Genomic DNA, 14,528 nt, shown 5'->3' on the forward strand with positions numbered 1-14,528 from the left:
ACTTTCCTTTAAATATTTATGAATGAGCAATTTTGTCCGAGTATTGGGATAGTTACATCTTTTCCTCTGTCTATAGCACGCTCAAATTTATTCGCCTCCATAAAGCTTTTACAAGCTTTTATAGCAAATGGTTTGAAATATATAGTTATTTGCCCTGGTAGTCGTTCTGGTCCGCTTGCTATAGCAGCAGGCGGACTTGCAGAGAAAAGAGCAGTAAATCTCATCACTTCAGTTGATGAAAGATCCGCTGCTTTTTTAGGTTTAGGAATAAGTAAAGGTATTGGTAAAGCCTCAATGGTCATAACGACCTCAGGGACTGCAGTAGCAAATCTTCTCCCGGCTGCCGTTGAAGCAGATAGATCGAGTCAACCTTTGATTTTCTTAACGGCGGATAGACCTTTGAGATTAAAAAATTGTGGAGCAAATCAAACGGTTAACCAAGAAGATTTCTTAAGCTCAGTTTGTAGATCATTAGAGGAAGGACCTGCAGAAGGTATTCACTGTTGGGGAAGTCATTCACAATTAGCTTTTGTTAATCGAGCGTGGGAAAAAGCACATAATCATCCGGGACCAGTGCACTGCAATATACCCATTGAAGAACCTTTATATGCCTCATTTAATGAGCAGCAAGAAGCCTGGTCAGAGTTCGACTCTCAAGCAAAAAATAAGATAATACCTTCCTTAGAAATACAAAATTTACCTAATAGTGAATTTTCATTTAATTTCAATGATTTTGATCCATTTAGCTCAGGGATAATTATTGCTGGTCCCTGGAGAGGACTTGCAAAAGACTTACCATCGTTTCAGGAAGCGCTTAAGAGATATCAATTGATTTCTGGATGGCCAATTTTTGCTGATCCTCTTTCAGGAATTGATATTACTCAAGCAGGTTTGGTTTATAATTGGGAGCTTTTAATAGATTCTGGATTTTTGAGGCAAAAAGATGGGTTAAATATTTTGAGGTTAGGGCCTTTGCCTTCAAGTCGTGTTTTAGAAAATTGGCTTAAACGATTAAATAGAAAACAAATTATTATTACTGAGGGCGATAAGCGTTATTTGGATCCGCTTGGAATTGCTCAACAATATAGTTTCGGATTGATTAATTGGGTTAAAGAATTCTTATCTGCTAAAGAGACTGGAGAAAAAAAAACAAACATTTCATCAAAAGTTTTTTTCGATGAAATTACACAGTTGGATTCAATAATTGATTTATGGATTAATAAAAAACTGCACTTCGAATCACAAATTTCTGAACCTTTGTTAGCAAAATGGATCGCAAAATTATTGCCCAAAAAAATAAATATAATGCTTTCTTCGAGTACTCCCATAAGAGATTGGATCTCTTTCTCTGGTAAAGAATCTTTTTCTAGGAGATGTTTTGGGCTTAGAGGTGCTTCTGGAATCGATGGGACTTTATCTATGGCTATGGGATTAGCTATAGCCAATGGTCCAATTGTTTTAGTGACAGGGGACTTGGCTTTAGTTCATGACAGTAATGGTTGGCTATTTTCAAGTCCTTTAAAACCTCCGCTGATAGTTCTTTTAATTGATAATGGTGGTGGAGGCATATTCAGCCAGTTAGATATAAATAAATTGCCCCGTGGCGATTTTGAAAACCTTTTTTCTATGCCTCAGAATATTGACCATCTAAGAATCGCTTCTGCTCACGATATTCCATATAGACAAGTTTCAACTCTTGAGGATTTGAAATCTGCATTAGAATGGGGTTTATATATGAATGAACCTATATTGTTGCGTGTTTGTACAAATGTTCTTCAAGACAAGAAATTACGGATTGACTTGAGATCCGGACTAAATGATCATCTTAATAGCATTATTCAAAATAAAGCACATGAGCATTAGAAAATATGGCAAATAATTTTGACGACAAACTTTTTTCAAGACAGGTTCTTCCAGGAGAGTCAATAATTTCTTGGGAAAAATGGGGAAGTTATGAGGATATTTTTTTAGATAAATCTGATGAGGGGATTGCAAGAGTGGCTATTAATCGCCCAGAGAAAAGAAACGCTTTTCGCCCAAAAACAATTATTGAACTATGTGATGCTTTTATAAAAATTCGAGATGATAATCGAATTGGAGTGGTCCTTTTTACCGGTGTAGGGCCTTCAAAAGACGGAGGTTTTGCTTTTTGTTCTGGGGGAGATCAAAGCGTTAGAGGAGATGGCGGTTACCTAGATGAGGATGGTTTACCGCGTTTAAACGTTCTTGATTTGCAGCGTATAATTCGCAGTCTCCCAAAGGTTGTTATTGCATTAGTCCCTGGTTATGCGATTGGTGGAGGCCAAGTCCTTCATTTATTATGTGACCTTAGTTTGGCTTCTGAGAATGCAGTCTTTGGTCAAACTGGTCCAAAAGTTGGAAGCTTTGATGGAGGATTTGGAGCTGGATATCTTGCAAGAGTTGTAGGCCAGAGAAAAGCTAGGGAGATTTGGTTTTTATGCAGGCAGTACAATGCTAAGGAAGCTTTGAAGATGGGACTTGTTAATGGGATCACAAAGATTGATAAGCTTGAAAATGAAGGAGTCCTATGGGGTAGGGAGATAATGCAGCACAGTCCAACTGCTATTCGATGCTTAAAAGCATCATTTAATGCGGAGGTTGATGGTTTAGTTGGCTTGCAAGAATTGGCAGGCCAAGCGACACATCTCTTTTATCGCACTGAAGAGTCGAAAGAAGGTCGCAATGCCTTCCTTCAAAAGAGAAAACCTAACTTCCCTGAATCTGGATGGTTGCCATGAAACAAATTCAATTTAATTATTTTGTTTCTTTAGTTCGTTTCGAAAAAAAAACTTAAATGGAGATACTTTTCGCTGCTGCTGAATGCGCTCCCATGATCAAGGTCGGTGGCATGGGCGATGTTGTGGGTTCTCTTCCCCCTGCGTTGTCAAAACTTGGGCATGATGTCAGGATAATTATTCCTGGATATAGCAAGCTTTGGAGTTCATTAGATATCCCTAATGAACCTGTCTTTTATGGTCACACTATGGGGTCTGATTTTTCTGTTTATGAAACTCAGCATCCATCAAATGGTTTGTGCATGTATTTAGTTGGTCATCCTGTTTTTGATCCTGAAAGAATTTATGGAGGCGATGACGAAGATTGGAGATTTACTTTCTTTGCAAGTGCGGTTGCAGAGTTCTCTTGGAATTTTTGGAAGCCCCAAGTGTTGCATTGCCATGATTGGCATACAGGCATGATTCCAGTCTGGATGCACCAAGATCCAGAAATAAGCACAGTTTTCACAATTCATAATCTCAAATACCAGGGACCTTGGCGTTGGAAATTAGATAGGATGACATGGTGTCCTTGGTATATGCATGGGGACCACACAATGGCAGCAGCAATGCTTTATGCCGATAGAGTCAATGCTGTTTCTCCTACCTATGCAAGAGAGATTAGAACCTCCGAATACGGCGAAAAACTGGAGGGGTTGCTTAACTATGTTTCTGGCAAACTCCGTGGAATATTGAATGGAATTGATTTGGAAGATTGGGATCCTTCTACGGATAAAGCATTGCCGGTAAATTTTAGCTATAAAGACCTTGAGAAAAGAAAATCCAATAAAAAAGTACTTCAGGAACAAATGGGATTAGAAGTTGACTCTGAGAAATATTTAATGGGCATGGTGGGACGATTGGTTGATCAAAAAGGGGTCGATCTTTTGTTACAGGTCGCTAATAGACTTTTAGCTTATACCGATTCACAGATTGTCGTACTTGGGACCGGTGATCGTGACTTAGAGTCGGGACTTTGGCAATTGGCTACAGATTATCCAGGCCGATTTGCTGTATTTCTTACTTATGATGATGCTTTGTCTAGGTTGATCTATGGTGGAACAGATTCTTTCTTGATGCCGAGTCGATTTGAGCCATGTGGTATTAGTCAACTATTAGCCATGCGTTATGGCTCTATACCTATTGTTAGAAAAGTAGGAGGTCTTGTTGACACAGTTGAACCCCATGATCCGATAAATGGAGCTGGAACAGGTTTTTGTTTTGATAGATTTGAACCCATAGATTTTTATACAGCTCTTGTTAGATCTTGGGAAGCTTTTAGACATCGTAAGACATGGAGGGAATTACAAATACGAGCCATGAGGCAAAAATATAGTTGGGATAGATCTGCAAAAGAGTATGAGACTATGTATAAGGATGTTTGTGGAATTAAAGAGCCTTCACCTGATGCTGCTGAAGTGGAAAAATTTTCTGTAGGGCAAGAAGCGGATCCTTCTCGAAAAGTTGATAAGAATAGTTAGATTTCTCTTTCCTGTTTGTCACATAAGAGAGCTTACTTTTGAGTATAAATCTTGAAAAACTGAATGAACTTTGGGGACAAGCTACATATGAGGAGTGTCCAGATTTTTCGACTCCTCTTGGTCCAGTATGTATTGATACTAGAAGTCTGATAGAAGGTAGTTTCTTTGTTCCCTTAATCGGGGAAAGATTTGACGGCCATGAATTCCTTCCTGAAGCCTTTAGTAAGGGAGCTCAGGCCGCAGTGGTTTCAAAAAAATCTAAGTTGAAGATACCAAGCAAATTTTTACATTGGGTTGTTGAGGATACTCTTGATGCATATCAACAGCTTGCTTTATTACATAGACGCAACTTGCGAGTCCCTGTCATAGCAATAACGGGATCAGTGGGTAAAACAACAACAAGAGAAATGATTAAAGAGATCCTGAAACCTTTAGGCCTTATTACCTCTACTCAAAATAATAATAATAATGATATAGGAGTCCCTCTGACGCTGTTTCAGGCTGACTTGGATAATGCTGCAGTTGTAGTAGAAATGGCCATGCGTGGCTTTGGTGAAATAGAGAGGCTTTCTCGTTGCACAGAGCCAGACATCGCTGTAATTACAAATATTGGTAATGCTCATATAGGTAGACTTGGTAGTCGTCGGAATATTGCCATAGCCAAATGTGAGATAACTACGAATTTAAAGTCTACAGGCGTAGTTATTATTCCGGCTTATGATCAATTGCTTGAGGAAGTCCTTAATGATTGCTGGAATGGAAGAATTTTAAAAATTGGCATCAAAAATTATTTCCCTGAACATATTGAGAACTGTTTGGATCATTTACCCTTAAAAGATCAAGATGTTGATTTTCAGGGAGACTTTTCTGTAATAGATAGTCTTTTAAAAGTTGAAGACACGATATTTAAAGTGCCTTTTGGAGGAATGCATAATGCTATGAATTTCATGCTTGCTTTAGGAGTTGCAAAGGAGCTTGGAATGAATTTGAGTCAAATTCCAAAACTAAATATTCAAACACCTTCTGGTCGAAATTGTTCCTTAAATATTGGTGGAATTACAGTTTTGGATGAGACCTATAACTCGTCTCCTGAATCAGTAATTGCATCTATGAAATTGTTGGTTGCCAGACCCGGCCGACATTTTGCCGTTCTTGGAGCGATGCGTGAATTAGGAGAGCATAGCTTTTCATTCCATTGCCAAATTGCTGAATTAGCTATTGATTTGTCTTTAGATGGATTGATTTTTATTGGAGATGGTGTTGAATCTGAAGCCATGTCAATTGCTGCGAAATCTTTGCAAACTTTTAAAGTAGTTTCTTCTATTGAAGAGTCTTTTAAATACTTGATCAGTTGGCTCATCCCTGGTGATACTGTTTTGCTTAAAGCTAGTAGAAGTGTTGAGCTTGAAGGATTGATTCCTTTACTAAAAAACTTTCTCTAGTCGTTAAATAATTTTCCATCCCTCTCTGGTGATTTGCCTGCTTCTTTCGACTACTAAGGATTGGCTTGGGACATCTTTAGTGATTGTTGACCCTGCTCCTATCGTCACATTGGCCCCTATTTGGATAGGAGCAACTAAAACTGAATTAGCACCAGTTTTGGTGTTATCCCCAATAATACTTTTGTTTTTGTTTTGACCATCATAATTAGCCGTGATTGTTCCTGCTCCAATATTTACATTGCTACCTACATCAGCATCACCTATATAACTTAGGTGACTTATGCTTGTACCCTCTCTGATAGAGCTTTTTTTAAGCTCTACAAAATTTCCTATTTTGCAATTGTTTTCAATCGACACTTCAGGTCTGATATGCGCAAAAGGACCTATATGTACATTGTTTTTTATGATGCATGTTCTGATGACTGACTGAATGGCTCTTACCTTATTTCCAATAATGGAGTCTTCAATTAAGGTTGCTGGACCTAGTAGGCAATCATCACCAATTTTGCAATTACCTCTTAGATGGGTCTGAGGCTCGATAATTACATCATTGCCAAATGTGCAATTTTCTGAAATTGTACAACTTTTAGGATCTGTAAAAGTTACGCCTTCATTCATCCAATAATTACGCAATCTTTCTTGTAGATATGATTCACATTTTGCCATTTGGATACGATCATTAACTCCGCTGACTTCTCTCTGATCGACAACTTCAAAATGGATTGCTTTTCCTAAATGACCTATTGCGTCAGTTATATATAGTTCACTCTGTGCATTTTTATTGGAGAGCAATGAGAGGACTTCCTTGAGCTTTTTCCAGTTAAAACAATAGATCCCTGAATTTGTAAGCTTGTTTTCTCGTTGTTCTTCATTACAGTCTTTATCTTCAATTATTTTATGCACTTCTTTACTCCCATTGGTGAAAACTCTTCCATAGCCTTTTGGATTGCTTGTCCTAGAAGTTAAAAGTGTTACGTCTGCGTTAGAAGAACGATGTTGATTCAAAAGTTCTTTAATGGTTGATGCTTGAAGAAGAGGTACATCTCCATTGAGGACGATAAGCTCACCCTCAAAATTTTTAAGAAATGGTATTAACTGTTGAACTGCATGTCCAGTCCCATTTTGAGGCTGTTGATTTACAAATTCGATCGAATTGAATTTAGTAAGGGATTCTTTTACTCTTTCTCCTTGATGACCAATTACTAGAAAGCTTTTGTCTGGCTTAATTTTTTCGCAAGATGAGATTACTCTTTCTACTAGGCTCACTCCTGCAAGCTTTAGAAGGACTTTTGGAAGCTTGCTTTTCATTCTCGTCCCTTTCCCGGCCGCTAATATTGCAATTGCTAGCATGTGAATTGAATTTCTCAGTTATAAAATTTAGGTTAGCGGGATTGCATCAGGTTCCAACGTTTTTTCCATGAACTAGTGCTAGGTAAGTCTGCCTCTATTTGCTCTTTTTCTCTACGTTTAAGGATTTCTTCAACACTTCCACATCCACTTGGATCGCGAAAAGGTACGCCTGCGGATGTCTTTAAATGCTCCTTTTCCATTCTGGTCAAAGGCCTTAATGTCTTTGTCTGTGCTTCTTCTTCCTGATTGAGGCTTGGCAATATTGCAGTTGTTCCGAGGCTCCACTTCTCTTTCGAACTTGTTTCTGGCTTAATTGACCTTAAAGTCAAACCAGCCCTAAGGAGGCTTCCTCTTATTGAGGCTGAACTCGAATATGTAATTAATCGACCGTTCGGAGCTAGCCTCTTAGCAAGTCTCTTTAGAAATTCTTCAGTCCATAAATTTGGACATTTTCTAGGAGAGAAAGCATCTTGAAAGATTAGATCGAATTTGTCTGAACTAGGTATGAGGTCAATTGTTTTTCTCGCATCACCCCAGATAACTTTTCCATGACTTCTACCTTTTTCCCAATTGCCTATATCACTTGTTGATTCCAGTACTTCTAGAACAGAAGAATGCCAGCTTTTTCTAAATGCCTTATTTTTAAGAGCAGTAGACATAGGACGTTGATCTATCTCTAGCCCCCACCAATTTATACTTATAGGTGTTTCTAGAATCTCTTCTACTAAACAACCAAGATTATATCCGAGACCAACACAAACATCTAGTACTCTTATAGTTGGAATATTAAGAAATCGATTAATCTCGGCAGGAGCAATAAATTTTTCCATTGACTCTTTTCTTGCCCCATTTATGTCATGATAGGCCTCTTGATAATAACTATTCTTGAAACTTAAGCTACCATCATTTGTAGTGATGGCTGTTAACTCACCTAGAACATTCGTTGCCAAGGTTACTAGATAAGTAGGCGACTTAACTCATCCCAGAAGTCAGGGTATGAGATAGAAGCCGCATTGCTTCGTACCATCGTTGAATCACTCTCTGCCATTATGGAAGCTATTGCGAGACTCATAGCAATTCTGTGATCAGTCTCGCTATCAACTTCACATCCATATAGCTTTTGTCCACCATATATGGTTAATCCATCGTCATGCTCTTCAATCTTGGCTCCCATTGCTGCTAGTTGTCGAGTAATAACTTTTAGTCTGTCGGTTTCTTTTATTCTAAGTTCACTGGCGCCACTGATTTTGCTAACTCCATCACAGAAGCATGCTGCAACAGTTAGAATTGGGATTTCATCTACAAGGCGAGGTATTATTTCACCATCAATATTAAAAGGCTTTAATTGCTTATTGTGCTCTACAACAATGTCACCTACTGGCTCGCCTGCAATATCTTTTTGATTAATTAATTCGAAGGTTGCACCCATTCTCTTCATTATTTCTATGATTCCAGTCCTGGTGGGATTTAGTCCAACATTTTCAATTGTGATTTTAGAACCAGGTATTATTGCTCCGCCTACAAGCCAAAATGCAGCGGAGCTTATGTCTCCCGGTACGACTATTGATTGCCCTTTTAACTTGGAACCCGGCCAAATCTTTATATGTCTACTCATCTCTCCACCTACTTCAATATTGGCTCCAAATGCTTTTAACATCCTCTCACTATGATCTCTTGAACGAGCTGGTTCAATAACAGATGTTCCTCCGTCTGCAGTAAGCGCCGCAAGTATTATAGCGGACTTTACTTGTGCACTAGCTACTGGAGTACCTATTACGGCTCCATGAAGACTCTTGCCAGTTACTGATAGGGGTGCGAGGTTTCCGTTAGAACGTCCGTTTATTAGTCCTCCCATTAGTTTGAGAGGTTGACTTACTCTTTTCATCGGACGATTTCGTAGAGATTCGTCTCCTGTTAAGACAAAGTGTCTGCCTTTGCGCCCTACCAATAAGCCAAGCATTAATCTCATAGTTGTTCCCGAATTACCACAATTAAGAATTTCTTCTGGTTCTTGGAAACCATCTAGACCGACTCCATTAACTTCAACTATTTGGCCTTTTTCTATGGAGCTAATAGATACTCCCATTGATCTAAGGCAATTTGCTGTACTTAAAGGGTCTTCAGCCGGTAATAGGCCATCAATTTTTGTAACGCCTTCTGAGATTGCCCCAAATAAAAGGGCTCTATGAGAGATTGATTTGTCTCCTGGTACTTTTACATTCCCAGATAAATGGCCACCATGCAGAAGTGGTCGTGTCTTAAACGTATTACTTGGATCTCTCAATGATCTTTAAGTTCAGATATTAAATATTTTATTAGTCTTTGAGCTAGCTTAGCAATTTATGACTTATTAATTAGGTTTTGCTTGTTTAAAAGGTCTTCAATTATGTAACCAAATAGTGATGGATCAGGTTCTTTATTATTTAGGTCTGATAGGCCAATTTCTTTCATTTTTGCAGTTATCTTTCTTTCAAGTTCTTCTGACCTATTAAGAGGCTCTCCCCACTCATGATTTATCTCCGGTCCAATTTTTCTTGTCGCGTCAATTGCTAATCTTCCACCTAATCCTATATCCACACTAGCGAAATCCAGGCTATCAAAAGGAGTATTTTCTAAAACAAATAAATCACGTTGTGGGTCAACTTGACTGGAAATTACCCAGATAACTTGTCTTGGATCTCTAATGTTAATAGTTGAATCGACAACTATAACGAATTTTGTGTAGGTAAATTGAGGAAGAGCACTCCAGAAAGCCATCGCAGCTCTCTTGGCTTGCCCTGGATATACTTTGTCTATTGAGATGATTGCAAGCTTATAGCTCAGTGCCTCCATTGGCAGGAAGAAATCAATTATTTCAGGTATTTGTTGGCGGAGTATTGGTGTGTAAATCCTATTAAGTGCAATGGCTAGCATTGCCTCTTCTTTAGGAGGCCTACCACTAAAAGTTGTAAGAAAAATAGGATCATTTTTTTGCGTCATGCAATGAAAGCGAATAAGTGGTGATTTTTCTACACCTCCATAAAAACCCATATGATCTCCAAATGGTCCATCGTCGAGCTCCTCTCCAGGTGTAATAGTTCCTTCAAGGACTATTTCACTGTGACTTGGTACTTTTAAGTCAACTGTTTTACACCGTGTCAATCGAATACCTTCTCCGGCATATAGACCTGCAAAAAGCCATTCGCTTAATTGAACTGGAATAGGTGTCGCCGCAGCCATTACTACGAGTGGATGAACACCAATTGCAATTGCTATTTCCAACTTTTCTCCTAACTCTGCTGCTTTTCGAAGGTGTCTTGCTCCTCCTCTAACACTTAACCAATGGACCGTCATGGTTTTTGCTGATTGGCATTGAAGTCTGTAAATTCCAATATTTGGAACTTTTGTTTCTGGATCTTTGGTAATGACTAATCCAAGCGTAATTATCCCTCCCGCGTCACCTGGCCAGGGCCGAATTAAAGGCAGTTCATAGAGATTTAAATCCTTTTCATGAATTATTTTTTGATGGCAAGGAGGGATGAGATCTATATCAGGCCTAGCCATAATTAAATCCCAGAGAATATTTCCAAATGTTCGAGTCTCTCTTAAATTCTTTGGAGGCTTAGGTTGCTGCAAAATGGAGAGTTTCTCTCCTAAGGTTTCTAATTCATCAGCTTTTTCTAATCCCATACTCCAAACAACTCTTTCTAATGTCCCCATAAGATTTATGGCAACAGGCATTTTTGAACCAATAACGTTTTCAAATAAAAGAGCTGGGCCACCTGCTCCAAGAACTCGATCGCTTATCGCGGCCATTTCAAGATTTGGATCAATTGGTGCCTTAATTCTTATTAATTGATCTTTATCCTCAAGAAGGGACAAAAAGTCCCTCAGATCTCTAGAGGAGTATCCTTTATTAAAAAAATTCATGAGAATAAAAGACAACCAGCCTAATCATCTAATTACTGTGACTCAATTAAGAGCCTTTGGGCAATGAAACTTTCGTATTTTCATGGAGCTGAAGACGTTCCAAAGGATTTTAGATCTGATACAGCTGTAGTAATTGATGTTCTTCGAGCTACTACAACCATTGCCTGGGCTTTTACTAATGGAGCAGATTCAGTACAGACATTTATTGATTTAAAGGAACTTCAGCAAGAGTCCTTAAAATGGCCTGTTGAACAAAGACTTTTAATAGGAGAAAGAGGAGGGAAAACTCTTAAAGGTTTTGATTTAGGAAACTCGCCTCTTGGAGTTACCCCTGAGATTGTTAAAGGGAAAAGAATTTTTATGAGTACAACTAATGGGACTAAGGCCTTAAATCGTGTGAGAGATTTTAATAATGTATACACTCTATCTTTGCCAAATAGAAGTGCAGTAGCAGAGAGGATTCTATTAGATAAAACAGATGATATCTGTATCTTGGGAAGTGGATGGGAAGGTTCTTATTCTCTAGAAGATTCACTGGCAGCTGGAGCTTTAGCATCATTTCTTTTAGAGAGTGGATCCGAATCAATAGTTGCGAATGACGAACTTAATGCAGCATTGGCTTTATGGCATTTTTGGAAGGATGATCTTCAAGGGTGTTTGAGAGTTGCAAGTCATGGCCAAAGACTTGCTGGAATTGGTAACCATGATGATGACTTTGCATGTTGTTCTGAATTGGATAATCTCGTAGTTGTTCCATATCAAAGTGAACCAGGGGTACTTTGTGCCTATTAATTTATTAAAATTCTTTTATTGGGTTTAATAAAGTGTCGGATTTCCTAGCAGCAGCTCTTCAGCTAACAAGCACTTCAAATGTGGAGGCAAATTTTTCTGCTGCTGAGGACCAAATAGAGTTAGCCGCTAGAAGAGGAGCAGAATTAGTTGGTCTACCAGAGAACTTTGCTTTTATTGGTGATGATCAAAAAAGGATTGAAATTTCTGAGAGTCTTGCAGAAAAATGCAGTAGATTTTTAGTAACTATGGCTAGGCGATATCAGGTCGTCTTGCTTGGAGGAGGCTTCCCAGTTCCAGCAGGAGATGGCACTCATACTCTAAATAGAGCCGAACTTATAGGAAGAGATGGCCAACTCTTAGCCAGATATGACAAAATTCATCTTTTTGATGTTGATCTTCCTGAAGGTAATACGTATCGAGAATCCTCTACATTTTATTCAGGTCAGAAAGCTCCTCCCGTAGTTGATGTCCCAGGGTTATGCCGTGTGGGCTTGTCGATTTGTTATGACGTTCGTTTCCCTGAGCTTTATAGGGATCTAATAGATAAAGGAGCTGAATTAATGATGATCCCTGCCGCTTTTACTGCTTTTACAGGTAAAGATCATTGGCAAGTTTTGCTTCAGGCCAGAGCTATTGAAAATACTGGATATATTCTTGCACCTGCTCAAACAGGGGTTCATTATGGAAGGCGTCAAAGTCATGGTCATGCGATGGTTATTGATCCATGGGGAACAGTTCTCGCTGACGCGGGATTAGTCCCAGGAGCTGCTATTGCCCCTGTTGACAAATCAAGAGTTGATCGAATTAGAGAACAGATGCCAAGTATTAAACATAGGAAAAAAGAGCTTTTTTCATAAATAAATGGATGTATTCAAGCTAAGCCGATTTGGTTCTGTTTTAGCTGGATTATTTCTTGGCTCGTCCTTTTATTTTGTAAGTCCTTCTTATTCAGCGAGTGCGTTGGCTGCGTGGTTGATAAGAAGTGACGGCGTTTTGGAGTTAAGAACAAAGACCGGGACTAGATTAAAAGCTTTCTTTCAGTCAGCAGGAGCAGGAAAAGGAGATAGGGTTTGGGTTGATTTCCCAGGTGAACTTAGTAAACCTCGTCGAATTTCAGGGAATGGTCCAATTAAAGAGGTTCGTCTTGGTAAACCTTTTAGTGGGTTTACACGGTTAGTCATAGAATTCTCTCCTTCTATTGAGATTGATCCTAGGAAGTTGAAATTGATTGGGATATCTCCCAATCGTTGGGAACTTAGTTTTGATGACCTTTCTTTATATTCATATGAATTAAAAAAGATTGGTGAAGGCGATGTTAAAAGAAGTTTTCGGAAACCTTCATTTTTGGGTTATGGAAGACCAACTTATTTGTTAGATGCTTCAACTCTTCCATCTGTAACTCGTGGTCGTTATAAAGTGGTTATTGATCCTGGTCATGGTGGACCTGATCCAGGAGCAGTTGGAATTAACGGTTTGAGGGAGACAGATGTTGTATTGGATGTGTCACTTCAAGTGACTGAATTCCTTAAAGAAAAGGGTGTGACTGTTTTATTAACTAGAAAAAAGGAGATAGATTTAGACCTTCCACCAAGAGTTGCTAGGGCTAATAAATCAAAAGCCAGTGCTTTTGTAAGTATTCACGCTAATGCTTCGAGGGATCACAGACGCGATGTAAATGGTGTTGAGACTTATTACTACACAGGCTATAGAGGCCTTTCGCTTGCCAAGAAGATTCATAAAGAGATTGTCCGTGTTTCTCCAGGGAGTCCTGATAGAGGTGTTCGACGTTCAAGGTTTTTTGTTATAAGACGCACAGACATGCCTGCTGCTCTTGTAGAAGTTGGATTTGTTACAGGTCGAATAGACGCTCGGAAATTAAGACAATCAGAGCATCGACAAAGGCTTGCATTCGCAATAGCTAAGGGCATACTCAATTATCTGAAGGGGGCCCGTTGACCATTCGTTTGGGACTTTTTGACAGCGGAATTGGAGGTTTTACCGTCCTAAAGAGTCTTGTCGAAAGGCATGGGGATGTTTCTTGTGTTTACTTAGGTGATCTCGCCAGAGTCCCATACGGGTCTAAAACCCCTAAGGAAATCAGATTAATTGCTAGTGAGGTAGTTCATTGGTTAAACAAGCAAGATTTGACAGCCGTTTTGGTTGCATGTAATACCACTAATTCATTAGCTTTAGATGTCGTTGAGAAGTTTGCCGAAGTCCCAGTATTTGGCCTTATTGACTCTGCAGTTGAAATGATTTATGAGAAAAGAGTTGGAATATTGGCAACTCCAGGAACAGTTTTTTCTAAAGCTTATTCCAAAAAAATATTAGAGAAAAGACCAGGTACTTTTGTAGTAGAGCAGGCTTGTCCAGCCTTTGTCCCTATGATTGAAACTGGTCTAGTCAATAATGAAGAAATTTGTATGCTAGCTAAAAAATACTTAAAGCCTTTAATTGAATCCCAAGTAGAATCAATAATACTTGGCTGCAGTCATTACCCACTTCTGCTTCCAATCCTCAGACCTTTAGTACCTTCTCATGTGCGTTTGATAGATCCGGCTATAGGAATGGCAAAAAATTTAGATAAATTACTTGTAAATGACAAATTTGTTGGTGTAACCATGCAAAATTCTTTAAATACAAAATTTTATGTAACCTCTGATCCCAATGGTTTTGCTGCGAGAGCTAAGCATTGGTTGAAAATTTATCCAGAAGTTGAACTGATTTCTCTGCGTTCTAAGGCTTGTGTCTTTTAGTAT

Annotated in this window: 12 protein-coding genes; 8 read left to right on the top strand and 4 right to left on the bottom strand. The window is 38.9% G+C overall.

Translation table 11 applies throughout. From position 1 onward, the window contains the following. Nucleotides 1-18: 18 nt before the first annotated feature. The 4 genes from menD to SOI85_RS00255 are packed head-to-tail and all read left to right on the top strand — an operon-like array spanning nt 19 to nt 5,718. Nucleotides 19-1,863 (top strand): 2-succinyl-5-enolpyruvyl-6-hydroxy-3-cyclohexene-1-carboxylic-acid synthase, encoded by a 1,845-nt coding sequence (gene menD, locus SOI85_RS00240; RefSeq protein ID WP_320664230.1) that lies wholly within the window; start codon nt 19-21, stop codon nt 1,861-1,863. 5 nt (nt 1,864-1,868) lie between these two features. Then, nucleotides 1,869-2,759, top strand: coding sequence for a 1,4-dihydroxy-2-naphthoyl-CoA synthase (gene menB, locus SOI85_RS00245; protein ID WP_320664231.1), 891 nt, complete (start codon nt 1,869-1,871; stop codon nt 2,757-2,759). 56 nt (nt 2,760-2,815) lie between these two features. Further along, nucleotides 2,816-4,276 (top strand): glycogen synthase GlgA, encoded by a 1,461-nt coding sequence (gene glgA, locus SOI85_RS00250; protein ID WP_320664232.1) that lies wholly within the window; start codon nt 2,816-2,818, stop codon nt 4,274-4,276. Between the two features lie 38 nt (nt 4,277-4,314). Beyond that, on the top strand, nt 4,315-5,718 hold the full coding sequence (locus SOI85_RS00255; protein WP_320664233.1) for a UDP-N-acetylmuramoyl-tripeptide--D-alanyl-D-alanine ligase: 1,404 nt from the start codon (nt 4,315-4,317) through the stop codon (nt 5,716-5,718). A 3-nt stretch (nt 5,719-5,721) separates the two neighbouring features. Here the strand turns inward: SOI85_RS00255 and glmU are convergent, their stop codons facing one another. From glmU to SOI85_RS00275, 4 genes are read right to left on the bottom strand one after another with little or no spacing between them, the layout of a single operon-like run. Beyond that, complete coding sequence (glmU, locus tag SOI85_RS00260; RefSeq protein WP_320664234.1) at nt 5,722-7,068, bottom strand: bifunctional UDP-N-acetylglucosamine diphosphorylase/glucosamine-1-phosphate N-acetyltransferase GlmU; 1,347 nt, start codon at nt 7,066-7,068, stop codon at nt 5,722-5,724. Between the two features lie 32 nt (nt 7,069-7,100). Beyond that, nucleotides 7,101-8,018: a tRNA (5-methylaminomethyl-2-thiouridine)(34)-methyltransferase MnmD gene (locus SOI85_RS00265; RefSeq protein ID WP_320664235.1), complete on the bottom strand. Its 918-nt coding sequence runs from the start codon at nt 8,016-8,018 to the stop codon at nt 7,101-7,103. A 5-nt stretch (nt 8,019-8,023) separates the two neighbouring features. Then, nucleotides 8,024-9,352, bottom strand: coding sequence for a 3-phosphoshikimate 1-carboxyvinyltransferase (aroA, locus tag SOI85_RS00270; RefSeq protein ID WP_320664236.1), 1,329 nt, complete (start codon nt 9,350-9,352; stop codon nt 8,024-8,026). A gap of 56 nt (nt 9,353-9,408) precedes the next feature. Beyond that, complete coding sequence (locus SOI85_RS00275; protein ID WP_320664237.1) at nt 9,409-10,977, bottom strand: UbiD family decarboxylase; 1,569 nt, start codon at nt 10,975-10,977, stop codon at nt 9,409-9,411. A gap of 63 nt (nt 10,978-11,040) precedes the next feature. Here SOI85_RS00275 and SOI85_RS00280 point away from each other — a divergent pair, with 63 nt between their 5' ends. The 4 genes from SOI85_RS00280 to murI are packed head-to-tail and all read left to right on the top strand — an operon-like array spanning nt 11,041 to nt 14,525. After that, nucleotides 11,041-11,769: a 2-phosphosulfolactate phosphatase family protein gene (locus SOI85_RS00280; RefSeq protein ID WP_320664238.1), complete on the top strand. Its 729-nt coding sequence runs from the start codon at nt 11,041-11,043 to the stop codon at nt 11,767-11,769. A gap of 32 nt (nt 11,770-11,801) precedes the next feature. After that, nucleotides 11,802-12,626, top strand: a complete 825-nt coding sequence (locus tag SOI85_RS00285; protein WP_320664239.1) for a carbon-nitrogen hydrolase family protein — start codon at nt 11,802-11,804, stop codon at nt 12,624-12,626. A gap of 4 nt (nt 12,627-12,630) precedes the next feature. After that, nucleotides 12,631-13,725: an N-acetylmuramoyl-L-alanine amidase gene (locus SOI85_RS00290; RefSeq protein WP_320664240.1), complete on the top strand. Its 1,095-nt coding sequence runs from the start codon at nt 12,631-12,633 to the stop codon at nt 13,723-13,725. Further along, on the top strand, nt 13,722-14,525 hold the full coding sequence (gene murI, locus SOI85_RS00295) for a glutamate racemase (protein ID WP_320664241.1): 804 nt from the start codon (nt 13,722-13,724) through the stop codon (nt 14,523-14,525). Before SOI85_RS00290 ends, murI begins: the two co-directional genes overlap by 4 nt. Nucleotides 14,526-14,528: the final 3 nt, after the last annotated feature.

Origin of the sequence: Prochlorococcus sp. MIT 1223 (assembly GCF_034092465.1) — a bacterium.
In the GTDB taxonomy this organism is placed as follows: Bacteria; Cyanobacteriota; Cyanobacteriia; order PCC-6307; family Cyanobiaceae; genus AG-402-N21.